Here is a 20,876-nt window from a genome sequence, read left to right as displayed (position 1 = left end):
TTATAAACTCAACTATAACAGAAAAAAAGCGAGGCAATTATGAAAGAGATCAAAGCGATGATTCGGCCCGAAAAATTTGAAGAAGTTTACAGAGAATTGAGGTCCAAGGGATACTGCTGTCTGACTGTCTATCACGGTGAGGGCATCGGCCGCCGGGGAGATCCTGACAAACTGAATGCAAGCCTGGAATTTCCATTTTTGCATTCTAAGGTGGTCAAAATAGAGATTGTTGTTGCCGACGAAGATGAGGATGAAGTTGTCGGCATCATCCAGCAGAAGGCCTGCACTCATCACCAGGGAGACGGGATTATATTCAGTTCAACGATTGACAAAGCGATCAGTATCAGAACCGGAGAAGAAGGTGAAGCGGCAGTGTAGCTTAGGTGTCAATCCAAAATATTTACACAAGTCTCATGAATTTCAATAACGGTAAAACCGTTGCGCATAAGTAACTTGCATTAAAAGCGGTTAATCATAATTATTACAAGGAGATAAGACATGAATAATCAAGATCACCATCATCCCTCTCGTGATGACCATGAACATGACCACTCCGGTCATGAGCAGCGCGAGCATGATGATCATTCCGGCCACGACCACCATGAACACCACAAGCAGATGGTGGAAGATTTTAAATTTCGATTCTGGTGGGTACTTGCTTTAACTATTCCAATTCTGGCCCTTTCGCCGATGATCCAGGAGTTCCTGGGTGTTGATTGGCGCTTTGCCGGTGATACATGGATCCTGGCTGCCCTTTCTACCGTTGTCTTTTTCTTTGGCGGCTGGCCATTTTTAACCGGGCTGGTGGATGAGCTGAAGAAAAAACAGCCGGGTATGATGACTCTGATCGGGCTGGCGATCTCCGTTGCCTATATCTACAGTCTGTTTGTAGTGTTCGGTCTGGAAGGTCATCTTCTGTTCTGGGAGCTCTCAACGCTGGTAGGCATTATGCTTTTGGGTCACTGGATCGAAATGCGTTCAGTGATGAGTGCCTCGGCCGCCCTGGAGAAACTGGCCGAACTGCTGCCGGGTAACGCACATCGCGTTAAAGAGGACGGCTCAACCGAAGATGTGCCGGTTGAAGAGTTGCAGGTTGGCGATCACATTCTGATCAAACCCGGGGAGAAAATCCCGGCTGATGGGATCGTCGTTGAGGGAAAAACCAACGTCAATGAAGCGATGCTCACAGGTGAGTCTCTGCCGGTGGAAAAAGGGACGGATGATGAAGTGATCGGAGGTTCGATCAATGAAGAAGGATCCATCACGGTAAAAATCCATAAAACCGGCGATGAGTCCTTCCTTTCTCAGGTTATTGATCTGGTTCGACAGGCACAGGACAGCAAATCCCGTACACAGGATCTGGCTAACAGAGCCGCATTCTGGCTTACGATTGTAGCTATTTCCGGTGGTCTTATAACATTCTTTGCATGGTCGCTCTTTACCGGGCAGGATCTCAGTTTTGCCATAAATCGAACGGTAACCGTTATGGTGATCGCCTGTCCACACGCCCTTGGTTTGGCCATTCCACTGGTGGTAGCTGTTTCAACATCGCTTGCAGCCACAAATGGGTTCCTGATCCGCAACCGGACCGCTTTTGAAGAAGCCCGAAATCTGGATGCCGTTATCTTTGACAAAACCGGAACGCTGACAGAAGGGACCTTTACCGTAACCGATATTCTGAATTTCAACGAAACGATCAGTGATGATGAACTTCTGAAATACGCAGCAGCGGTGGAGGTTAATTCGGAGCATCCGATTGCCAGAGGCATCCTTGAAAAAGCGGGTGACCCCTGGAAAGTGGAAGAGTTCAATTCTATTACCGGGAAAGGAGTGGAAGGAAAAGTAAACGGTATATCTGTAAAAGTTGTCAGCCCCGGTTATATACGGGATGAGAAGATGGAGTATCCGCAGCAGCAGGTTGAAGAGATCTCCTCTCAGGGAAAAACAGTTGTATTTGTCATTCTTGACGACAAACTGGAAGGAGCCATCGCGCTGGGTGATAAGATACGTCCGGAATCCCGTCAGGCGATCGACCGTCTTCACGAAATGGAAATTGAATGTATTATGCTGACCGGCGATAACCGCCAAACCGCTGAATATGTAGCCAACGAGCTGGGTATTGACCAGGTTTTCGCGGAGGTGCTCCCCGATGAAAAAGCCGATAAGGTGAAAGAGGTACAAAGCCAGGGAAAAAAAGTAGCCATGACCGGCGACGGGGTAAACGACGCTCCCGCCCTCGCCAGCGCGGATGTGGGGATTGCCATTGGGGCAGGATCGGATGTTGCCGTAGAGACCGGGGACATCGTCCTGGTACGCAACAACCCGATGGATGTCGGTCACGTGATACAGCTATCAAAAGCCACTTATAGTAAAATGGTTCAGAATCTCTGGTGGGCAACCGGATACAACGTCTTTGCCATTCCTCTGGCAGCCGGTGTGCTGTTTGCGTGGGGCATCATTCTGAGCCCGGCTATGGGTGCAGTACTGATGTCGCTGAGTACCGTGATTGTAGCGATCAATGCGAAGTTTTTAAAGATGGAAAATAAATGAACGGAGAAGACCTGTCAGGTTTCCAAAACTTGACAGGTCTTGAATAGAAATAATAAATTAAACCAAAAAACGAGAGTAAATCATGAAAAAATTAATCATAACACTCACAACAACCGCACTGATGATATTCTTTACAGGCTCTCTGTCTGCACAGGATCAGAATCATCAGGAAAAACAAGAACAAATGATGGAAATGATGCAGGATTCCACCATGCGCGCCATGATGATGGAGCATATGGCACAGAACCCGGAGATGCGCCGGGAAATGATGACCCATATGAGAAAACAGATGATGGGCAATATGGAAGGAATGGACCGATCCGCTATGATGCAGCGCATGCAAAAACACATGCAGATGATGCAATCCATGATGGAAGGAGAAGAGATGGATCACTCCCAAATGATGGAGATGATGCAGGACTCAGAGATGATGAGTATGCATATGATGTGCATGCAGATGATGAACGGAGATGATATGGACGGTGGCGACACTGATTCCGATAATCATGAAGAGCATCACTAATTAACTGAAAGACCTGACAGGTTTTCGGAAATCTGTCAGGTCTAATTCAAGTCTAATCCTATGAAACTCTTAAACGAAATCTTAACCAACTGGTACCCGGTTCTTTTTATCATCAGTGCCGGGATTGCCCTGGTCATCTGGGCGTGGGCAAGTAAAAGAAAAGCCCAACTGGATATAGACAAGGCAGCAAAACTGATTCTTGAACGCCGGTACCGGAACGGACAGATTACAAGGGAAGAATATGAAAGGAGAATGAGCAAAAAATGAATATATCAAGCTAAGATTATGAAAAAAATAAACGTAGCAATAAACGGGTACGGAGTGATTGGGAAAAGGATCGCTGAAGCTATTGATCTGCAAGACGATATGGAATTGATTGGTATTGGGGATGTGGCTAACGACTGGCGGATAAAAGTAGCAGCCCAAAAATATAGTGTATTTGCTAATACAGAAGAAGGCCACAATGCAATGGCTCAGAAGGATATTCCGGTAGCCGGTGATCTTAATGATCTGATTGATGGTGCCGATGTGGTTGTGGACTGTGCTCCAAAAAAATTCGGTGCGGAAAATGCCATAAAATATCGGCAAGCAGGAGTGAAATTTATTGTACAGGGCGGAGAAAAACATCAAACAACAGGCCACTCCTTTACCGCCGAGTCTAACTATAGATCGGCTCTGGGGAGAGAGTCGACACGTGTTGTTTCCTGCAACACAACCTCCATCGTGCGAACACTTAGTGCGTTAAAACGTGCGGATTTATTGAAAAAAGCGCGCGGCACACTACTACGACGAGCCACTGATCCATGGGAGAGTCACAAAAATGGCATCATGAATACAATGGTGCCCGAACCGGAAATTCCCAGCCACCAGGGGCCGGATGCGCAAAGTGTGGATCCTGAACTGGATGTGGTAACCGCTGCCGTTAAAGTACCGCAAACACTTTCCCACCTCCACTACTGGACTGTGCAATTGACCCGAGAAGCAACCAAAGAGGAAATACTGGAAGTGTTTGGCAACTCTACCAGAACCGCATTCATAAAAATGAGCGATGAACTTTCATCCAACAATGCGGTGAAGGAACTGATGCTGGATTTGGGCCGCCCCCACGGCGATATGTATGAAGTGGCCATTTGGAAAGACATGCTCAAAGTGGAGGGAGATGAGCTGTACTACGCATATCTGGTAGACAATCAAGCCATCGTTGTTCCTGAAACCATCGATGCCATTCGTGCATTAACGGAAATTGAATCCGACCCCCAAAAATCGATTGATAAAACAAACCAGTCGCTGGGTATCAGACAGCGATTTGTTTAGGGAGTAAAATCATGAGTAAACACACGTTTTGGATGATTATCGGATGCGGGCTTCCACTTCTACTGCTTTTTCTGGCACCTGTTATCGGACTGAGCAGCAATATCACCATTTTCATTTTCATCATAGCCATGTTCGCCTCCCATCTGCTGATGGCGAAGCATCACGGTCATGATGCAAATAAGTTAAACCAACACAAATCATAGCGGAGATATCATGAAAAAATTGAACGTAAAAAAACTCGGATTGGCTTTCGGTTCAACAGCTTCGTTACTATATCTGGGGTGTGTTCTTTTAATGCTCAGTGTAGGCCAGGAAGGAACCGTTGCCTTTTTTAATACACTCCTGCATGGGTTCGATACCTCAGCAGTAATCCGGATGGATATTCCCTGGTGGGAAGCCCTGATGGGAATTGTTCAGACATTTATTCTGGGATGGCTGACGGGAGCGTTAGTAGCGGCAATTTATAACATTGGATCAGATCAACATACTGCATGAATGCAATCAAAAAATCAGTAATTACATGTCCGATTTGTGGTCATAAAAAAACTGAAGTGATGCCCGTGGATGCTTGTCAGTTTTTCTATGAATGTGAAAACTGCAAAACGGTTCTGAAACCTAAAAAGGGCGACTGCTGCGTTTATTGCAGTTATGGTTCTGTAGCGTGTCCATCCATTCAGTGTAAAGATGGCAAAACCTCATGCTAAGTTGAACTTGTTCAGAAAGCATACCAAAAGAATCATCCTGTGGGCCTTTATTCTGCATACGATCTGGGAATTTGTACAATGTATGTTTTTGTACGATATGTGGGACTGGCCTTTTCTGAAAGGGACGTTGTGGATGTGGGCAGCGATTTTTGGAGATATCCTGATCGTTCTGGGACTTTGGAAAGGAACAACCTTACTGTTTCCGTCTGTCCAATTTAAATCTCCCAGACGTAAGGGATATCTGACTTTGCTTATTCTGAGTTTTATTGCAAGTATTTTCCTCGAGTGGATAGCCATATATCTTGATTTATGGCAATATACCGCTGCCATGCCGGTAGTTACAATGTTTAATCATGAAGTTGGCCTTTCACCTGTTTTACAGATAACATTTCTGCCGGCATTGAGCATTTATCTGGCAAACAGATTTCACACCCAATCTAATTCATAAGGTAAAATTATGGACAATGCCGTCTCTCTCGTTCGCGCTTATTTACAACTCAATGGATATTTTGTTGTGACTGAATACCCGTTGGTGGAGCTTGATGAACAGAAAAAGATGAGGACAGTGACTGATATCGATATCCTCGCTTTTCGCTTTGCTCATGCGGGCAGTATAGTTTCATCAACTCAATCTCTGCATAAAGAAAAGAATATCCATGTCCGGGATAAAATTCTAAATATTGATGGTCATCAGCCCGATATGTTAATAGCTGAAGTGAAAGAAGGTTATGCCAAAGAGAATCGAAATATGTTCCAAAAAGATGCCTTAAAATCTGTTTTAACCCGTTTCGGTTGCTGTACACCCGAGGAGTTTCCTGACCTCTATGATGCATTTATCCTTTCGGGTAAAGTAGAACTTCCTTCCGGTCATTTTTTGAAATCCGTTGTTTTCGGTGGTAAGGCGCCTACTCAAAAAAAATCGTTTGTTTCGAAGTTTGTTTCACTGCACCATGTGATCAATTACTTAAACAAGTACATTGAGAAGCATTGGGATTATTTTAGAAAAGCCAATTTCAGAGATCCGGCACTCAGTTTCCTGGTAACCCTCAAAAAATCATCATTAACTATAAACCATTAGTAGTAATCCGCTAAATAACAGCCTATGAAAAGCATATTTATTACCATAATTCTGACAACTTTAAGTTTTACAGTATTAGCGCAAACCGACCGGGATAAATCTGAAATCTTGAAAACATTGCATGATTTTGAAACAGCTATTATTGATAGTGATTCAATGAAAGCTGAAAATCTGCTTGATACACAAGCACGAATTGTTGAAGGCAGTCAAATCGAAAACAAAGAAGAGTATCTGTCTCACCATTTCTACTCGGATGGACGTTTTCTTTCTGCCATGGACCGCGAAGTCATTTCACAAGATGTTTTTGTGAATGGAAATACCGCGTGGGTTACATCAAAATCTCACCTGTCGGGAGTGTATAACGATCGTGATCTAAGCCTGAACAGTATGGAACTGATAGTCCTGAAAAAAACCGAGAACACCTGGAGAATTGCGGCAGTACACTGGTCATCCGACCCTAACTAAAACAGATACAAATATAAACATTAACATTTAAATGGAGTTATTATGAGCTACCACATCACAACTACATACAACGGAACCTTCGAAGAAGCGATTGAAACAGTTACTGCTGAACTGAAGAACGAAGGGTTTGGAGTTTTGACCGACATTGACATCAAAGAAACTCTTAAAAAGAAACTGGATGTCGATTTCAAAAAGTACCGAATTCTTGGAGCTTGTAATCCCGGCATGGCTTATCAGGCACTACAATCAGAGGATAAAATCGGAACCATGCTTCCCTGCAATGTTATCGTAGAAGAGCATGAAGATGGCACGGTTGAAATTTCAGCGGTTGACCCGCTCGTTTCGATGCAGGCGATAGAAAACGAAGAATTAAAAACCATTGCCACAAAAGTTCGTGAACTGCTCGCTTCAGTCATTGAACGTGTTTAACACCATAACCGGCCGGATTATCTTATCGATTTGCCTTTTGGTGATGATATATGATAGCAACAACGTGCCGGGTTCCTCAAATTGATATCTGCGACTATAATAAATCACTGACACACTGTAACCTGTAAAAACTGTAAACTGAAATTATGCTCCCCGATTGGATACCTAACATTCACCCGCTCATTGTTCATTTTCCTATTGCTCTGCTGGTCACAGCCGTTCTGTTTGATTTGATTCGTCTCCGGTTCAATCAACTGAACTGGTTGCAGAATACAGTCATTGCACTCTACTCAATCGGGTCTATTGGTTTGATTGCTGCTTTTTTCTCCGGCCGTCAGGCTGTGGAAACGGTCACCGTTCTGGGAGAAGCCGTGCCAGTTGTCACATCTCATGAAGACTGGGCACTCTACACCTTGATCTTTTTTGGGCTTTTTACCGCCTTACGTCTCTATACCTGGTGGAAAGATCTTGAAAAAGGATGGGTATTTCCCGCACTCATTATTCCAGCCTTGATTGGCACCGGAATGCTCTGGTACACAGGCGAACAGGGAGCCAAACTAGTGTATAAACACGGTGTAGCCGTGGGTGAGATAGACCGTCTCAACGAACAGATAGAAAGCCTTGAACAGCGTCTGGCCGAATTCCGTGAGGATGCAGCGCCGGACATTCGCGAAGATGGCTCATGGACGTGGCGAATCAGTGCCGGTGCAGACCAGGCACTGACAGAATCATTCAGCATCGAGGGAGCCGATAATTTTCAAGCCTCCACCGAACGGGAAGACGGACGCACTCACTTAGAAATTACCGGTCCCGAAGAAGAATTATTCATGATAACAGGTGGAGACCTGAGTGTTATTGACGGCCGGGCTGAAATAAATCTCGAAGATTTTGATGGTGAATTTATGCTGATTCATCACTATACCGATACCGAAAACTATCAATATATCCGGATAACGGGATCGGAGCTTCAGCAGGGTCAGATGTTAAATGGGTCTGATAATATCCTCGGAACCGGACAGATTGAAGAAGAGAGATGGAGTACATTCAGAGTTACGGCATCAGGGCCACACTACTACGGATATCAAGATCAGCAAACCATTCTTCACACCCATAATGATGAACTGGAACCGGGGCAGACCGGAATTGCATTAAAAGGCTCGGGAACGGTTAAAATCCGGCTTATAGAATTTAGTACTAATTGAAGAAACAAATATTTTACACATTAATTAATCTTTAAAGTTCCGCATAACCTAATGACATTCAGTAGTTTATAATAAATATAACTTAACAGAATTTGCGCCATGGAGAACCACAATCACAACCATGAGGAGCATCATCATAACCACAATCCAGAAGATCATGGTCACCACGATCACGATCACAATGAACATGAAGGACACTCCCATCACGAACACCACAAGCAGATGGTGGAGGATTTTAAATTCCGATTCTGGTGGGTATTGGCCCTGACTATCCCGATCCTCGCCCTTTCCCCGATGATCCAGCATTTTCTGGATGTGGACTGGCGGTTCACCGGCGATGAATGGATCCTGGCTGCCCTATCATCGGTCGTGTTCTTCTTCGGGGGCTGGCCATTTCTTTCCGGCCTTGTGGATGAAGTCAAAAAGAAACAGCCCGGCATGATGACCCTCATCGGGCTGGCTATCTCCATCGCCTACCTCTACAGCACCGCAGTGGTATTTGGCTTTGAAGGCGATCTGCTGTATTGGGAGCTTTCCACATTGGTAGGTATAATGCTGCTGGGCCATTGGATTGAAATGCGCTCAGTGATGAGTGCGTCCTCGGCTTTGGAAGAGTTGGCTGCGTTACTGCCGGGCAAGGCACATCTCGTTAAAGATGATGGCTCAACTGAGGATGTTCCCGTAGAAGAACTGAAACAAGGCGATAACGTCCTCATCAAACCGGGAGAGAAAATACCCGCTGATGGAAACGTTGTAAAAGGGGAATCGAGCGTGAATGAAGCGATGCTTACCGGTGAATCGAAGCCGGTGAGCAAGTCCAAAGGCGATGAGGTGATCGGCGGATCCGTAAATGAAAAGGGATCGCTGACCATTGAAATTTCCAAAACCGGCGATGATTCCTTCCTCTCACAGGTGATGAAGCTGGTGGAAGAAGCGCAGCAGAGTAAATCCCGCACACAGGACCTGGCCAACCGTGCCGCTTTCTGGCTTACGATCGTAGCCATCACAGCCGGGCTGATCACATTCGGCGCATGGGTATTCTTTACCGGTGAGAGTTTTGATTTTGCCATGAACCGGACCGTAGCCGTAATGGTCATCACCTGTCCGCATGCACTGGGGCTGGCAATTCCACTCGTCGTTTCCCGATCCACCAGCATTGCCGCCACCAACGGGTTTCTGATCCGCGACCGGGCTGCTTTCGAACAGGCCCGCAACCTGGATGCCGTCATATTCGACAAAACCGGAACGCTTACTGAAGGCACGTTTACCGTGACCGACATTCTAAATTTTAACGATCAATATTCTGATGAAGAGATCCTGAAATATGCAGCCTCATTGGAGCAAAATTCCGAGCACCCTCTCGCAAAAGGCATTTTAGAAAAAGCAGACGAAACATGGGAGCCGGATGAATTTGATTCCATCACCGGGAAAGGCATTAAGGGGAAAGTGAACGGGAAATCGGTGAAAGTGGTGAGCCCCGGTTACGTGCGGGAGCAAGAGCTGGATTATCCGGAAGAGGACGTGGAAGAAATCTCATCACAAGGAAAAACCGTCGTGTTTGTGATTCTGGAAGATGAATTGGCCGGGGCCATTGCGCTTGGCGACGAGATCCGTGAATCTTCCAAAAACGCCATCATAGCGATGCATGATATGGGCATTGAATGTATCATGCTTACCGGCGATAACCGGCAAACTGCCGAATATGTGGCTAAAGAACTCGGTATTGACCAGGTGTTTGCTGAGGTACTGCCCGATGAAAAAGCGGATAAGGTGAAGGAAGTTCAGGGACAGGGCAAGCTCGTTGCCATGACCGGTGACGGCGTGAACGACGCTCCGGCATTAGCACAGGCCGATGTCGGAATCGCCATCGGGGCGGGCTCGGATGTGGCGGTGGAAACCGGGGATATTGTGCTGGTGAAAAACAATCCGGAAGATGTAACCGCTCTGGTTAAATTATCCAAATCCACCTACCGGAAAATGGTGCAGAACCTGTGGTGGGCGTCAGGTTACAACATCGGGGCGATTCCCCTTGCTGCCGGAGCGATGTACGCGTGGGGTGTGATTTTGAGCCCCGCCGTTGGAGCGATATTGATGTCGCTGAGTACCGTAATTGTGGCTGTGAATGCGCGGTTTTTGAAGATGAGTGAATCCTAAAAAATTGCATTGTACCACATTCCAAGCAGAATATGTTCTTTCCGGTTTATGCAGTTTTCAATGTTTCCGGACATTGAGTTAACCCCAACAATACGTTCATTGATTTTCCAGAATCTGTTTCAGGTTCTCAAGGCCGGTTTCATAATCATCGCCGATCGCCTCTTCCAGATCAAAAAAGAGAAGCATTAGATTCATGGGCCGGGGGAACGAACCATACATCCCCCAAGTGACAAGTGTCTGGTTTTCTGAAACTGATTCGGTGCTCTTATAGGCATATGAGGTTGATTCAAATGGTTCAAAAAACCTGAGTTCAAAATCGACTCGCTCGCCTTCGGCAATGCCGGTAATTTCCTGTTCCCCGCTTCCAGATTCCTCGCTTCCATTCCATGCCGATACGGCCCCAACAGTGCCGTCGGTTCCGCGATACTCCAGCCGGATACCCGGGTCCCTGGCAACCCATACGCTATAGGAATTCTGGTTTTCGAGATACCGGATATAGTCAAATACCACCTCTTTGGGTTGATCGATAACGACTGACCGTTCAACCGAAAATTCCGTATCCAAAGTGAACGTGGCGGCCAGGATGATGGCAGCGAGGAGAGCAATCACCAACCCGGTAATTTTTAACGCCCTGATAATTTTTAGAGACATATGATGTGGGTTAAATATATGGTGTGATATATTTTACTGATTTTCTGGATATTGTTTCGGTTTGATTTAAATCATTTTAAGACTACAACAGGCTCCTTTATTTACTTTCCATGATGCCGGGCTATCTCTTCCTCACTTAACTGCAGAAACCGTGCAGCGTTATTGTAGAAGATATCGCGCTTCTGCTCATCCGACAGAAACGGTACATTTTCGAGAGTTTCGATGGCCAGACCTATGGCTCCGGGCCAGAACATCTGATCCGTACCAAACAGCAGCCGATCACCGAAACCGGCGTTGATCAGAGATCGAAGAGCCTCATGAAATGCTTCACGGGGAAGGGCCCATGAGAGGACTCCGACATCGGCATAGAGGTCGGGATAAACATACATCAGAGCGATGGTCTCGCTGATGTAGGGCCAACCCGCATGCATCAGGTACGCTTTCAGGTTCGGATGGCGAACCAAAACCGGTTCAAAGAGTGACGGCCGCCCAAGCGTCGTGCGGAACTCAGGGGCAAACGTATGAGGACCGCGCGGAGGTCCCAAACCGGTATGAAGTGCCACTGGAATTCCCAGACGTTCAGCAGTTTCATAATACTCATGCATTCGGGGGTCATCCGGTTCAATTCCGTAATATTGCAAGCCAAGCTCTCCAAAAGCACCCATCACTCCATCTTCTACAAGACCTGTCAGTTGATTCGGGCTGTGTTCAGGCAGACCTTCATCACCGAGAAAAACTCCCCCGATAAATCGTCCCGGTGCATTTTCCTGCCAGGTTCTGATGGCGATTTCAGGCCCGCTGACAACTGCGAGTACGATATTGTACCTATCCATTTCAGCGAGTGTGGACTTTAAATGCTCACCGGCATCTGCAGCACCAACAAGAGCTCGGGCTTCGGACTCACCGGCCTATGATGCACTCTCACCGGGCGGTAAGCCAATATAAGCGTGGAGGTGAACATCGATGATTGGCTCGCGATCCTGTGCATAGGCTGATGCAACAGCAAGTAAAATGACAAAACAAGTGATTAAACTTTTCATGAGTCTCCTATTATGTTTTGAGAGTTTGCCTTTTTAATGCTCTACAGGTTATCAATTTGCAGCTTATTTCAGATTAGGACCTTCACCTAAAAAAAGATGACTTCAGCAAAAAATTCCTGTGCATAATGTTTTTTAGCATCTGCATTCCGGCACAACCTGATTACAGTACGAACTACATCACGGCGGGAATCAAATTGAGTTCTAACGTTTTCAATCAGACCTCCCTCTCTGTTTTGTTAAGATCTGGGGTCACTTAGAAATTGCGAAATGACCGGTCAAATATGAAGCTCAGAAAGAAATGTAATACAATCAGATCAACGTTACCAACCCATATTGAAAACGAATCAGCAGACACATAACAGCCAAATGTTTCTATAGAAAAACAACCGGCCTGTTTCATAAGCTGATCACTATTCCTATTATCGATCAGCCTTAACTCATTCATCAACTTTAGCACAACCCGCATATACTCATGGATCCACTTGCGCATACTCTCTTCGGGGCTTCGATGGCCGAAGCCGGCCTGAAACAGAAAACAGCCCTGGCTACCGCCACCTTAATCATCGGGGCTAATATTCCTGATGTGGATGCAGCCGCCATGTTTATCAGTTCCGATTTTGCACTCTTCGCGCGCCGGGGGTGGACTCACGGAATTCTGGCACTCATTCTCTGGCCATTTATCCTAACCGGCCTCATGCTCGGGATCGATCGCCTCATAAAGAAACGATTGAAAAATCGAATTAAAATGCTGGAGGGCCCGCCGATGAAACCTGCTGCACTGCTGGGCATTTCATTTATCGCCGTCTGGAGCCATCCCTTGCTGGATTTACTAAACACGTATGGAGTCCGCCTGCTGATGCCCTTCAGCGAAACCTGGTTTTATGGCGATACACTTTTTATCATCGATCCATGGTTCTGGCTGCTGGCCGGAGCGGGTGTAGCACTGGCAAGGTCGAGATCGTGGATTGGAATGACGGGATGGCTGGTTCTGGGCTCGGCAGTCACGGCTCTGATTACCACCGCTGACATGGTTCCATTCGCCCTGAAAGCACTCTGGTTGATGGGGCTTGCTGCAATTGTATTTGTTCGCTGGTCAGGTCGACATCACGAAGCAACCCAACCCATCGCACTGACACTGCTCATCACCCTGGTGCTCTATATCGCTTTTATGTTTACCGGATCAACTTTAACCGCTAATTATGCAAAATCTCATCTAAATGATCAGGGAGCTGAAATAGAGCGGATAATGGCCAATCCGCTTCCGGCACGACCGCTGCTTCGAGGCGGTGTGGCAGCTTCAGATTCCCACTACTACCGATTCACCATCAACTGGATGCGCCCCGAAAGTTTTCAGCTTGATGGTGAACCCATCCCAATTACTGAGCCAAACAACATTGTTGAAGCCGCATTCAGCTCACCCGAACTGCGCGGGCTCAAAAACTGGATCCGGTTTCCGGCTTATGAAGTACGGGAAATGGAAGATGGTTGGAGGGTGATCATTCGTGACCTTCGTTACGTTAACCCCGAACAGGAATCACCGGGAGGTATCGGGATGGCAATTGTGGAACTGGATGAAGAGTTACAAATTCGAAATGTGCGTCAATAGCAGTAGTTATGATTGAGCCTCGTTCATAAACTATAGATCGAAACAGAACAGATAATTTTAAGACTAATCTTAACCCTATGGAAATTCAAGGAAGAACAGCTATTGTAACCGGCGCAAGCCGTGGTATTGGTTTGGCAATTTCTAAAGCACTGATTCGTGAAGGAGTGACCGTTGCCGGATGGAGCCGGACGCCGCCTGAATCCTTTTCTCACAAACAGTTTTATCACATCAAAACAGATCTCACCAAAGAGGATTCAGTCCGCATCGCATTTGATGAAACCGTGAATAGAGTTGGGAGTTCTATCCCGATACTCATCAACAATGCGGGTATGGGATACCGCGGGCCAACGGATGAGATGCCGAGTGAGCAGTGGCGCCGGCTCTTTGATCTGAATGTTCACGGCCTGTTTTATACCTCAAAACAGGTCATCCCTCAGATGAAGGTTGAGAAACGTGGGCACATCATCAATATCGGGTCGGGAGCGGGTACAAACGGAATTGCCGAGATGAGCTGTTACTGCGGAACCAAGTTCGCCGTGAATGGCATCACGCAATCACTCCACCAGGAATTGCGCAATTTCGGTATAAAGGTAAGCTGTCTTTCGCCGGGATCAGTGGAGACCGGATTTTCACAATCAAAGAAAAATAAACTGCTTCCGGAGGATCTTGCGGCGTCTGTGATCCACATGCTCAAATGCCCAAAAAACTTTCATTATACAGACATCCAGGTGCGCCCGCTGCAACCTTGATAGATTCAGGCATTGATTATTCCTTCTCGTTTACAGCCTTAGGTATTAAAGATCGCACCCAGACCTGACAGATTTCAAAAACCTGTCAGGTCTTGAAATCAATTTCGTTGTATATTGAATAAGAGAGTTAACCTGCTAAAATCCAGTCGGCTATGGCAACGGTTCATGTAACGAAATACTCCGGAGAAACGGAAGAGTACGATGAATCCAAACTACGCAAATCGCTCAACAGCGCCGGAGCTGATCCGTTACTGATCGATCACATTGCACAGGAAATTCGGAAAACATTACATGAGGGCATTTCTACCCAAAAAATTTACAAAGATGCCTTTCGCCTTCTCAAGTCGGAGTCGCAGCAATCGGCCGGCCGCTATAAATTAAAAGAGGCACTGTTTGAACTCGGCCCCTCCGGATATCCTTTTGAGCGATTTGTGGCTGAGCTTTTGAGTCGGCTTGGGTACAAAACAGAAATTGGTGTTGTGGTAAAAGGAGATTGTGTTTCGCATGAAATTGATGTCATCGCTCAAACGGATAGTTCCTATCTGCTGGTTGAGTGTAAATTCCACAATCGGAATGAGAATCGATGTAATGTCAAGGTTCCGCTCTACATTCAGTCTCGATTTCAGGATGTGAAACGTAATTGGAGCAGTCTGCCCGGCCACAAGAGTAAAACACACAAAGGGTGGGTTGTTACCAATACGCGGTTTACCTCCGATGCAGAAAAGTATGGGAACTGCGTTGGGCTAAAACTACTGAGCTGGGACTACCCGAAAAAAAATGGGATCAAGGATCAGGTCGCGCGGTTGAATCTGCATCCCGTCACCTGTCTGTCATCCCTCACAAAAGATGAGAAAAGCCGCATGCTGAAACATGACATTGTTTTTTGCAGACAAATTTGTGAGGATAAAAACAGATTAAGAGAAGTGGGCATCAACCCTCGCAACATTAATAAAATTGCAAAAGAGGCGGTTGAAATCTGCAACCACCGGGAGAACCATGATGAACCGACACGTTGAGATTCATTTTTTGGGAGCATCCGGCACCGTTACCGGCTCCAAATACCTGCTGAAATTCTCCGACAATAATATTCTGATTGATTGTGGGCTGTTTCAGGGAATCAAAAAACTTCGTGAGCTCAACTGGCAGCAGCTCCCGGTTGATGTCTCAGATATTGACCTGGTTCTGCTTACGCATGGTCACCTGGACCACACCGGGTTCCTGCCGCGCCTAGTAAACATGGGGTACACCGGCGAAATCTGGGGTACCGCACCCACACTCGACATTGCTGAAATTATCCTTCGCGACAGCGCAAAAATCCAGGAGGAGGATGCCGAACGTGCCAACAAAGACGGCTTCACAAAACATAGCCCGGCCAAGCCACTCTACAATTTGTTGGATGCAGAAAAAACCATCCAAAATTTCAGTTCTAAAAAACATGGTGAGTGGATTCAGATTGCAGATTCCATCAAGGTTCGATTCCGTTATGCGGGGCACATTTTAGGCGCCACGTTTATTGAGCTGGACGCACACGGCAAGCGGTTTGTCTTCTCCGGTGATGTGGGCCGTAAAGGTGATCTGCTTCTCAGAGATCCGGAAAAGCCTGACCGGGCAGACATTCTGTTTTTAGAAAGCACATACGGGGATCGCCTCCATCCCAAGGAGGACATGATGGATAAACTGGAATCGGTGATCCATCAGACACTGGAGAAGTACGGAACGCTCATCATCCCAAGCTTTGCGGTGGAGCGTGCTCAGCTTCTGATGTATATGATCTGGCAGCTTACCGAGCAGAATCGAATTCCAAAATCCCTTCCTGTTATTCTGGACAGCCCGATGGGCACAGATGCCCTGGCCGTTTTTCGTAAACACCACGACTGGCACACTCTTTCTGATGACGACACTATCCGGATGTCGGAGCGTTTTCATATTGTACAGTCGTTTAAGGAAACCTGGGAAATTATTGACAATCCCTCTCCAAAAATTGTTGTGGCCGGCAGCGGGATGGTAACCGGAGGCCGGGTTCTCACCTACCTGCAGAAATATCTTAGTAAAGAGAACACCACGGTTTTACTGGCCGGTTTTCAGGCGGAGGGAACGCGGGGCCGACAATTATTGGACGGAGCCGATGAAATTAAATTCTATGGAAAATATATTCCGGTTAAAGCTCGTATTGATATCCTTGACGGGCTTTCTGCCCATGCCGACCGGGACGAGCTGATTGAATGGCTGTCTGAGATTGAACAGAAACCTGAATCGTTTTTCCTGGTACACGGTGAACCTCAGGCCCTTGACACGCTCCGTGTCAAGATTAACGATGTGTTGGGGTGGAAGGCTGAGATACCCGATTTATACGATATACGGGATGTTTAACCGGCTGAATAATGCATTGTTAAAAATAACCGTAATTTATACCAACTACACATTCATCTGACATCTTTAGATGAAACTAAACCAAACCCGACAACCATGAGCTACTACATATCAACCACCTTTAAGGGCACGTTTGATGAGGCCATTCAAAAAACAACGGAAGAGCTAAAAAAAGAGGGCTTTGGCGTACTCACCGAAATTGATGTTAAAGAGACCCTGAAAAAGAAGCTGGATGTGGATTTTAAAAAATACCGTATTCTGGGTGCCTGTAATCCAACTATGGCGCATAAAGCGCTCACAACCGAAGATAAAATCGGAACCATGTTGCCTTGTAATGTGATTGTGGAAGAGCATGATGACGGCACCGTTGAAGTATCTGCCGTAGATCCACTGGCCTCCATGCAGGTTGTAGACAATGATAATCTTAAATCCATTGCAGCTCAGGTTAAAGAGATGCTCACAAAAGTTATACAGTCCGTATGAAAAATATACTCTTTTATGCTATCTCCGCGCTGCTCTTAATCGGCTCACTCGTTTTCTGGAATTACATGTTTCAATCCGAGCCTTCACAGCCGGATGAACCCGACTATTTTGACGGATCTTTTGAACTGACGATGTATCATGCCGAAGGGTGTGAATGTTGTGTGGAGTGGGCTAACTATCTTGAAGAGAATGGAGTGAGTGTAACCTCTGAGCTGGTGGAGGACCTTCATGAAGTTAAACGAGAGAAAGGTGTTCCCGGGCAGCTCAGCTCTTGCCATACAGCAGTAGCCGACGGCTATATTATCGAAGGGCACGTACCGATTCATGACATTCGGAGATTGCTGGCCGAGCGTCCGGCTGTGATAGGGGTATCGGTGCCCGGGATGCCGCCAAACTCACCGGGCATGGACATCCCCGTAGAAAACACCTATCAGTCTGTAATTTTTGGTGATGATGGAATGTTTATTTATAACACCCACAACTAACTGATAACACATTTAGACCGGAGAAGTTGCCTCAATAAACCTGCTCCGGTTTCGTAACAGCTGTACCTTATTATCACTCTTCATTTCGGGCCATGAAGAAGGTGACAGCTCCTGTAATAAATACAAGTACTCCAACCCACGGCGCCCAGCTCACACTTGGCGAAGCTGTACCCGGTTCTGAAAAAAATGTGTACAAAGTAAAAAACAGCCCCGACAGAACAAGCGCAATTCCAACGACTTTCATAAACTCTCCTTTATTCTTTTTTGGTTAACAGTGTCTATAAATCTACAACCAAATAATGGAATTGTCATATTTCTGAACCGAAACGGAAACAAAAGAGAAATTTATTTTTATTCATGTAAGCGATTTTCCAATCTTTAACTACATAATCCCAAATATTCCAACAACTTAGAGAGAGTCCTTAATCATTCCTTCATGTTACTTTAGTATTTAATAGTAGGCTTACATAACAGATCAACTAAAGCTTACACATTATGGAAAGAGAACTATTCAACCTAAAGAGACACGACATCACTGTAGAGACGATCATCCGGAATCCGGCTCCCGGTAAATTTTATGAAGATGCCATCAAATACGATCCCGGATCTGTGATTACCGACAACGGAGCGCTCGTTGTGCGATCAGGTAAACGTACCGGCCGCAGCCCTGCCGATAAACGTGTGGTTAAAACGGATGGCATTGAGGAGAATCTCTGGTGGGGAGACATCAACATCCCGCTGGATGAACACACCTATAAAATCAACCATCGACGAGCGATTGACTATTTAAATACGAGAGAACGGCTATATGTTATTGACGGCTTTGCCGGATGGGATCCCAACTACCGTTTAAAAGTGCGGATTATTGCCGAACGCCCCTATCACGGGCTTTTTATGCACAACATGCTGATCCGCCCGACTCAGGAAGAACTGGCTGAGTTTGGCGAACCCGATTTTGTGGTATACAACGCGGGTAAATTCCCGGCCAACACCTATACCGAAGGGATGACGTCTGACGCAAGTGTGGACGTAAACTTCAAAACAAACACGATGGTGATTTTGGGAACGGAGTATGCGGGTGAGATGAAAAAAGGAATCTTTACCGTAATGCACTACCTGATGCCAAAGAAAGATGTGCTCTCCATGCACTGCTCGGCTAACGAGGGAGAGGACAACGACGTGGCACTCTTTTTCGGACTTTCCGGAACAGGAAAAACTACCTTATCGGCCGACAGTAGCCGTAAACTGATCGGGGATGATGAACACTGCTGGAGTGAAGACGGAGTCTTTAACATAGAAGGCGGCTGCTATGCAAAAACAATCAACCTAACCGAAGAGCACGAACCGGAAATTTTCAATGCCATCAAGTTTGGAACGGTACTGGAAAACGTGGTCTATGACCCGGTTACGCGAAAGGTGGACTATAAGGATGTGAGCATTACACAAAACACCCGGGCGAGCTACCCGATAGAGTACATTTCCAACTCCAAGATTCCATGCATGGCAGGCCATCCGGAAAATATCATCTTTCTGACGTATGATGCATTCGGAGTACTGCCGCCCGTAAGCAAATTGACTCCGGAGCAGGCTATGTACCACTTCATCAGCGGATATACGGCCAAAGTTGCCGGCACGGAGATGGGAGTGACAGAACCACAGGCTACATTTTCCGCTTGCTTTGGGGCTGCCTTTCTCGTCTGGCCGCCCGCACGCTATGCAGAGATGCTGGCAGAGAAAATGAGAAAGCACGGCGCCAAAGCGTGGCTGGTCAACACGGGTCTGACCGGTGGCGGCTACGAGACCGGAAGCAGAATTGATCTGAAGAGTACCCGCGCCATTATCAACGCAATACACTCGGGTAAACTGGATAAGGTTGAAACCGTGAAAGATGACGTGTTCGGGCTCAGCATCCCCACAAGCTGCCCGGATGTGCCGGCCGACATTCTGATCCCAAGAAATACATGGGGCAATGCAGACAAATATGATCAGCAGGCACAAAAACTCGGTCAGCTTTTCAACCGCAACTTTGAGAAGTACAAAGAGGAGAGCAGTGATGAGATCATCGCTGCCGGGCCAAAAATCTAACAAGCTTGGGTAGTTCTCATAACTCGAATCCGGTCGGTGAACTGTTGTCCACTCGCAGTTCATCGCACCGGTTTTTTTGTGATAAATAGTTTCTTATTCTTGAGAGTAGAAACCTCGGTTCAATCAACAACATACCCTATGAAAGTCTTCTCTTACCTGCCACTCTTTATGCTGATCATCCTGGCCGGTTGCTCACCGGACGAGCGGGAACAATCCCAGCAGGAGCAACGCCAACAACAGCTTCAGTCTCAATTAGTTCAATCCAACCCTGAGTTTGACAGCCAGCTTGAGGAGTTGCTGAATATCTATTTTGACCTGAAAGACGCCTTGGTTGAATCCGATCCCGTAACAGCCTCATCCGCAGCAGAATCTCTGATCTCTTTTATTGAGCAGGTTGGCACAGGCGGATTAACCCCGGAGACACTAACCATTTGGGAGACATACGCCGGCACCCTTGCAGAAGAGGCTGATCGAATGATCGCCGAGGAAGATGTGGAGCAACAGAGACTCTACTTTGAAACACTGTCTGAGGCCATGATTGACCTTGTGAAAACATTTCAGCCTGTAAACTTCACTGTATATCATCAACGCTGTCCGATGGTTCGCGACGGTTCGGCCGACTGGCTGAGCCGTGAAGAGCAGATCGCCAACCCCTACCACGGCGACCGCATGATGCGATGCGGTGAGATTATTGAGAGGATTTAAATCCGGCCTCAGAATCATCTTATTTCTTTTTCAAAACTGTTCCGATTTGTGTTAATTGAATTCAAATCAGCAATCAAACAAAAAGGATTATGGAATCAAAAATTCACAATTACGAAAATAATGAGATTAAGGTAAGCTATGATGTAAAGCGCTGCATCCACGCTGCAGAGTGTGTAAAAGGCCTGCCAAAGGTTTTTGATCCGAATAAAAAACCGTGGATTGAACCCGATAACGCCTCTGCAAAAGAGATTGCTGATGTGATTGAACGGTGCCCCACCGGAGC

General features: G+C 46.5%; 27 protein-coding genes. 23 read left to right on the top strand and 4 right to left on the bottom strand.

The window, feature by feature from the left end:
* Positions 1-39: 39 nt before the first annotated feature.
* The 14 genes from BG260_RS10030 (at position 40) to BG260_RS09975 (ending at position 10,419) form a co-directional block, all read left to right on the top strand.
* Positions 40-378: a P-II family nitrogen regulator gene (locus BG260_RS10030; protein ID WP_069132265.1), complete on the top strand. Its 339-nt coding sequence runs from the start codon at positions 40-42 to the stop codon at positions 376-378.
* Between the two features lie 120 nt (positions 379-498).
* Entirely contained in the window at positions 499-2,550 is a 2,052-nt protein-coding gene (locus tag BG260_RS10025; RefSeq protein ID WP_069132263.1) for a heavy metal translocating P-type ATPase, read from the top strand.
* Positions 2,551-2,632: 82 nt separating this feature from the next.
* The gene (locus BG260_RS10020; RefSeq protein WP_069132261.1) at positions 2,633-3,073 is read left to right on the top strand and encodes a hypothetical protein; all 441 of its coding nucleotides are present in this window, start codon (positions 2,633-2,635) and stop codon (positions 3,071-3,073) included.
* Between the two features lie 60 nt (positions 3,074-3,133).
* Entirely contained in the window at positions 3,134-3,340 is a 207-nt protein-coding gene (locus tag BG260_RS10015; protein WP_069132259.1) for an SHOCT domain-containing protein, read from the top strand.
* 18 nt (positions 3,341-3,358) lie between these two features.
* Positions 3,359-4,387 (top strand): type II glyceraldehyde-3-phosphate dehydrogenase, encoded by a 1,029-nt coding sequence (locus BG260_RS10010; RefSeq protein ID WP_069132257.1) that lies wholly within the window; start codon positions 3,359-3,361, stop codon positions 4,385-4,387.
* Positions 4,388-4,398: 11 nt separating this feature from the next.
* Positions 4,399-4,590, top strand: a complete 192-nt coding sequence (locus tag BG260_RS14050; RefSeq protein ID WP_141691572.1) for a hypothetical protein — start codon at positions 4,399-4,401, stop codon at positions 4,588-4,590.
* 10 nt (positions 4,591-4,600) lie between these two features.
* Positions 4,601-4,882: a DUF5676 family membrane protein gene (locus BG260_RS10005; RefSeq protein ID WP_069132255.1), complete on the top strand. Its 282-nt coding sequence runs from the start codon at positions 4,601-4,603 to the stop codon at positions 4,880-4,882.
* Positions 4,879-5,091: a GDCCVxC domain-containing (seleno)protein gene (locus tag BG260_RS14550; protein ID WP_083750244.1), complete on the top strand. Its 213-nt coding sequence runs from the start codon at positions 4,879-4,881 to the stop codon at positions 5,089-5,091. The genes BG260_RS10005 and BG260_RS14550 overlap by 4 nt, the downstream gene beginning before the upstream one ends.
* Before the next feature lie 97 nt (positions 5,092-5,188).
* Positions 5,189-5,539: a hypothetical protein gene (locus BG260_RS10000; protein ID WP_176719475.1), complete on the top strand. Its 351-nt coding sequence runs from the start codon at positions 5,189-5,191 to the stop codon at positions 5,537-5,539.
* Positions 5,540-5,548: 9 nt separating this feature from the next.
* Positions 5,549-6,169, top strand: a complete 621-nt coding sequence (locus tag BG260_RS09995) for a hypothetical protein (protein WP_069132250.1) — start codon at positions 5,549-5,551, stop codon at positions 6,167-6,169.
* A gap of 24 nt (positions 6,170-6,193) precedes the next feature.
* Positions 6,194-6,634 (top strand): YybH family protein, encoded by a 441-nt coding sequence (locus BG260_RS09990; protein WP_069132248.1) that lies wholly within the window; start codon positions 6,194-6,196, stop codon positions 6,632-6,634.
* Between the two features lie 42 nt (positions 6,635-6,676).
* On the top strand, positions 6,677-7,063 hold the full coding sequence (locus tag BG260_RS09985) for a DUF302 domain-containing protein (protein WP_069132246.1): 387 nt from the start codon (positions 6,677-6,679) through the stop codon (positions 7,061-7,063).
* 146 nt (positions 7,064-7,209) lie between these two features.
* Positions 7,210-8,265 carry a DUF2231 domain-containing protein gene (locus BG260_RS09980; protein ID WP_069132244.1) on the top strand — a complete coding sequence of 352 codons (1,056 nt, stop codon included), beginning with the start codon at positions 7,210-7,212 and terminating at the stop codon, positions 8,263-8,265.
* A 99-nt stretch (positions 8,266-8,364) separates the two neighbouring features.
* Complete coding sequence (locus tag BG260_RS09975) at positions 8,365-10,419, top strand: copper-translocating P-type ATPase (protein ID WP_069132242.1); 2,055 nt, start codon at positions 8,365-8,367, stop codon at positions 10,417-10,419.
* A gap of 96 nt (positions 10,420-10,515) precedes the next feature.
* On the opposite strand, the gene BG260_RS09970 is transcribed toward BG260_RS09975, so the two are convergent.
* The 3 genes from BG260_RS09970 to BG260_RS14475 form a co-directional block, all read right to left on the bottom strand.
* Positions 10,516-11,070 carry an SRPBCC family protein gene (locus BG260_RS09970; RefSeq protein ID WP_083750242.1) on the bottom strand — a complete coding sequence of 185 codons (555 nt, stop codon included), beginning with the start codon at positions 11,068-11,070 and terminating at the stop codon, positions 10,516-10,518.
* Positions 11,071-11,171: 101 nt separating this feature from the next.
* The gene (locus BG260_RS09965; protein ID WP_069132240.1) at positions 11,172-11,903 is read right to left on the bottom strand and encodes an amidohydrolase family protein; all 732 of its coding nucleotides are present in this window, start codon (positions 11,901-11,903) and stop codon (positions 11,172-11,174) included.
* A gap of 75 nt (positions 11,904-11,978) precedes the next feature.
* The gene (locus BG260_RS14475) at positions 11,979-12,110 is read right to left on the bottom strand and encodes a hypothetical protein (RefSeq protein WP_281179602.1); all 132 of its coding nucleotides are present in this window, start codon (positions 12,108-12,110) and stop codon (positions 11,979-11,981) included.
* Positions 12,111-12,582: 472 nt separating this feature from the next.
* Here BG260_RS14475 and BG260_RS09960 point away from each other — a divergent pair, with 472 nt between their 5' ends.
* The 6 genes from BG260_RS09960 to BG260_RS09935 all read left to right on the top strand — a co-directional run bounded on the left by BG260_RS09960 (position 12,583) and on the right by BG260_RS09935 (position 17,803).
* Positions 12,583-13,716 (top strand): metal-dependent hydrolase, encoded by a 1,134-nt coding sequence (locus BG260_RS09960; RefSeq protein ID WP_069132238.1) that lies wholly within the window; start codon positions 12,583-12,585, stop codon positions 13,714-13,716.
* 77 nt (positions 13,717-13,793) lie between these two features.
* Positions 13,794-14,465, top strand: a complete 672-nt coding sequence (locus tag BG260_RS09955; protein ID WP_069132236.1) for an SDR family oxidoreductase — start codon at positions 13,794-13,796, stop codon at positions 14,463-14,465.
* Between the two features lie 152 nt (positions 14,466-14,617).
* Positions 14,618-15,481: a restriction endonuclease gene (locus tag BG260_RS09950; protein WP_069132234.1), complete on the top strand. Its 864-nt coding sequence runs from the start codon at positions 14,618-14,620 to the stop codon at positions 15,479-15,481.
* Complete coding sequence (locus BG260_RS09945) at positions 15,462-16,835, top strand: MBL fold metallo-hydrolase RNA specificity domain-containing protein (protein ID WP_069132232.1); 1,374 nt, start codon at positions 15,462-15,464, stop codon at positions 16,833-16,835. The genes BG260_RS09950 and BG260_RS09945 overlap by 20 nt, the downstream gene beginning before the upstream one ends.
* Before the next feature lie 96 nt (positions 16,836-16,931).
* Entirely contained in the window at positions 16,932-17,318 is a 387-nt protein-coding gene (locus tag BG260_RS09940; RefSeq protein ID WP_069132230.1) for a DUF302 domain-containing protein, read from the top strand.
* Positions 17,315-17,803, top strand: coding sequence for a DUF411 domain-containing protein (locus tag BG260_RS09935; RefSeq protein ID WP_083750241.1), 489 nt, complete (start codon positions 17,315-17,317; stop codon positions 17,801-17,803). The genes BG260_RS09940 and BG260_RS09935 overlap by 4 nt, the downstream gene beginning before the upstream one ends.
* Before the next feature lie 73 nt (positions 17,804-17,876).
* Here the strand turns inward: BG260_RS09935 and BG260_RS14190 are convergent, their stop codons facing one another.
* Positions 17,877-18,047 carry a hypothetical protein gene (locus BG260_RS14190; RefSeq protein WP_176719474.1) on the bottom strand — a complete coding sequence of 57 codons (171 nt, stop codon included), beginning with the start codon at positions 18,045-18,047 and terminating at the stop codon, positions 17,877-17,879.
* A gap of 251 nt (positions 18,048-18,298) precedes the next feature.
* Between BG260_RS14190 and pckA the strand changes: the two genes are divergently transcribed.
* The 3 genes from pckA to BG260_RS09920 all read left to right on the top strand — a co-directional run.
* Entirely contained in the window at positions 18,299-19,888 is a 1,590-nt protein-coding gene (gene pckA / locus BG260_RS09930) for a phosphoenolpyruvate carboxykinase (ATP) (protein WP_069132227.1), read from the top strand.
* A 138-nt stretch (positions 19,889-20,026) separates the two neighbouring features.
* Complete coding sequence (locus BG260_RS09925) at positions 20,027-20,593, top strand: DUF3347 domain-containing protein (RefSeq protein WP_069132225.1); 567 nt, start codon at positions 20,027-20,029, stop codon at positions 20,591-20,593.
* An 89-nt stretch (positions 20,594-20,682) separates the two neighbouring features.
* On the top strand, positions 20,683-20,876 hold a 194-nt coding region (locus tag BG260_RS09920; RefSeq protein WP_176719473.1), incomplete at its 3' end, for a (4Fe-4S)-binding protein.

This window comes from Rhodohalobacter halophilus, assembly GCF_001715195.1.
In the GTDB taxonomy this organism is placed as follows: Bacteria; Bacteroidota; Rhodothermia; order Balneolales; family Balneolaceae; genus Rhodohalobacter; species Rhodohalobacter halophilus.
The sequence above is the reverse complement of the archived record's forward strand: the minus strand, read 5'-3'. Positions and strand labels throughout refer to the sequence as shown.

Excerpts from the sequence above, each read along its gene's own strand:
- BG260_RS09935 (WP_083750241.1), top strand. The coding sequence starts at position 17,315 with ATGAAAAATATACTCTTTTATGCTATCTCCGCGCTGCTCTTAATCGGC.
- BG260_RS09975 (WP_069132242.1), top strand. The coding sequence starts at position 8,365 with ATGGAGAACCACAATCACAACCATGAGGAGCATCATCATAACCACAAT.
- BG260_RS09995 (WP_069132250.1), top strand. The coding sequence starts at position 5,549 with ATGGACAATGCCGTCTCTCTCGTTCGCGCTTATTTACAACTCAATGGA.
- BG260_RS14050 (WP_141691572.1), top strand. The coding sequence starts at position 4,399 with ATGAGTAAACACACGTTTTGGATGATTATCGGATGCGGGCTTCCACTT.
- pckA (WP_069132227.1), top strand. The coding sequence starts at position 18,299 with ATGGAAAGAGAACTATTCAACCTAAAGAGACACGACATCACTGTAGAG.
- BG260_RS10030 (WP_069132265.1), top strand. The coding sequence starts at position 40 with ATGAAAGAGATCAAAGCGATGATTCGGCCCGAAAAATTTGAAGAAGTT.
- BG260_RS09925 (WP_069132225.1), top strand. The coding sequence starts at position 20,027 with ATGAAAGTCTTCTCTTACCTGCCACTCTTTATGCTGATCATCCTGGCC.
- BG260_RS10015 (WP_069132259.1), top strand. The coding sequence starts at position 3,134 with ATGAAACTCTTAAACGAAATCTTAACCAACTGGTACCCGGTTCTTTTT.
- BG260_RS14475 (WP_281179602.1), bottom strand. The coding sequence starts at position 12,110 with ATGAAAAGTTTAATCACTTGTTTTGTCATTTTACTTGCTGTTGCATCA.
- BG260_RS14550 (WP_083750244.1), top strand. The coding sequence starts at position 4,879 with ATGAATGCAATCAAAAAATCAGTAATTACATGTCCGATTTGTGGTCAT.
- BG260_RS10005 (WP_069132255.1), top strand. The coding sequence starts at position 4,601 with ATGAAAAAATTGAACGTAAAAAAACTCGGATTGGCTTTCGGTTCAACA.
- BG260_RS09940 (WP_069132230.1), top strand. The coding sequence starts at position 16,932 with ATGAGCTACTACATATCAACCACCTTTAAGGGCACGTTTGATGAGGCC.
- BG260_RS09980 (WP_069132244.1), top strand. The coding sequence starts at position 7,210 with ATGCTCCCCGATTGGATACCTAACATTCACCCGCTCATTGTTCATTTT.
- BG260_RS14190 (WP_176719474.1), bottom strand. The coding sequence starts at position 18,047 with ATGAAAGTCGTTGGAATTGCGCTTGTTCTGTCGGGGCTGTTTTTTACT.
- BG260_RS09985 (WP_069132246.1), top strand. The coding sequence starts at position 6,677 with ATGAGCTACCACATCACAACTACATACAACGGAACCTTCGAAGAAGCG.
- BG260_RS09950 (WP_069132234.1), top strand. The coding sequence starts at position 14,618 with ATGGCAACGGTTCATGTAACGAAATACTCCGGAGAAACGGAAGAGTAC.
- BG260_RS10025 (WP_069132263.1), top strand. The coding sequence starts at position 499 with ATGAATAATCAAGATCACCATCATCCCTCTCGTGATGACCATGAACAT.
- BG260_RS09970 (WP_083750242.1), bottom strand. The coding sequence starts at position 11,070 with ATGTCTCTAAAAATTATCAGGGCGTTAAAAATTACCGGGTTGGTGATT.
- BG260_RS10020 (WP_069132261.1), top strand. The coding sequence starts at position 2,633 with ATGAAAAAATTAATCATAACACTCACAACAACCGCACTGATGATATTC.
- BG260_RS09990 (WP_069132248.1), top strand. The coding sequence starts at position 6,194 with ATGAAAAGCATATTTATTACCATAATTCTGACAACTTTAAGTTTTACA.
- BG260_RS10010 (WP_069132257.1), top strand. The coding sequence starts at position 3,359 with ATGAAAAAAATAAACGTAGCAATAAACGGGTACGGAGTGATTGGGAAA.
- BG260_RS09965 (WP_069132240.1), bottom strand. The coding sequence starts at position 11,903 with ATGGATAGGTACAATATCGTACTCGCAGTTGTCAGCGGGCCTGAAATC.
- BG260_RS09960 (WP_069132238.1), top strand. The coding sequence starts at position 12,583 with ATGGATCCACTTGCGCATACTCTCTTCGGGGCTTCGATGGCCGAAGCC.
- BG260_RS09945 (WP_069132232.1), top strand. The coding sequence starts at position 15,462 with ATGATGAACCGACACGTTGAGATTCATTTTTTGGGAGCATCCGGCACC.
- BG260_RS09955 (WP_069132236.1), top strand. The coding sequence starts at position 13,794 with ATGGAAATTCAAGGAAGAACAGCTATTGTAACCGGCGCAAGCCGTGGT.
- BG260_RS10000 (WP_176719475.1), top strand. The coding sequence starts at position 5,189 with ATGTGGGACTGGCCTTTTCTGAAAGGGACGTTGTGGATGTGGGCAGCG.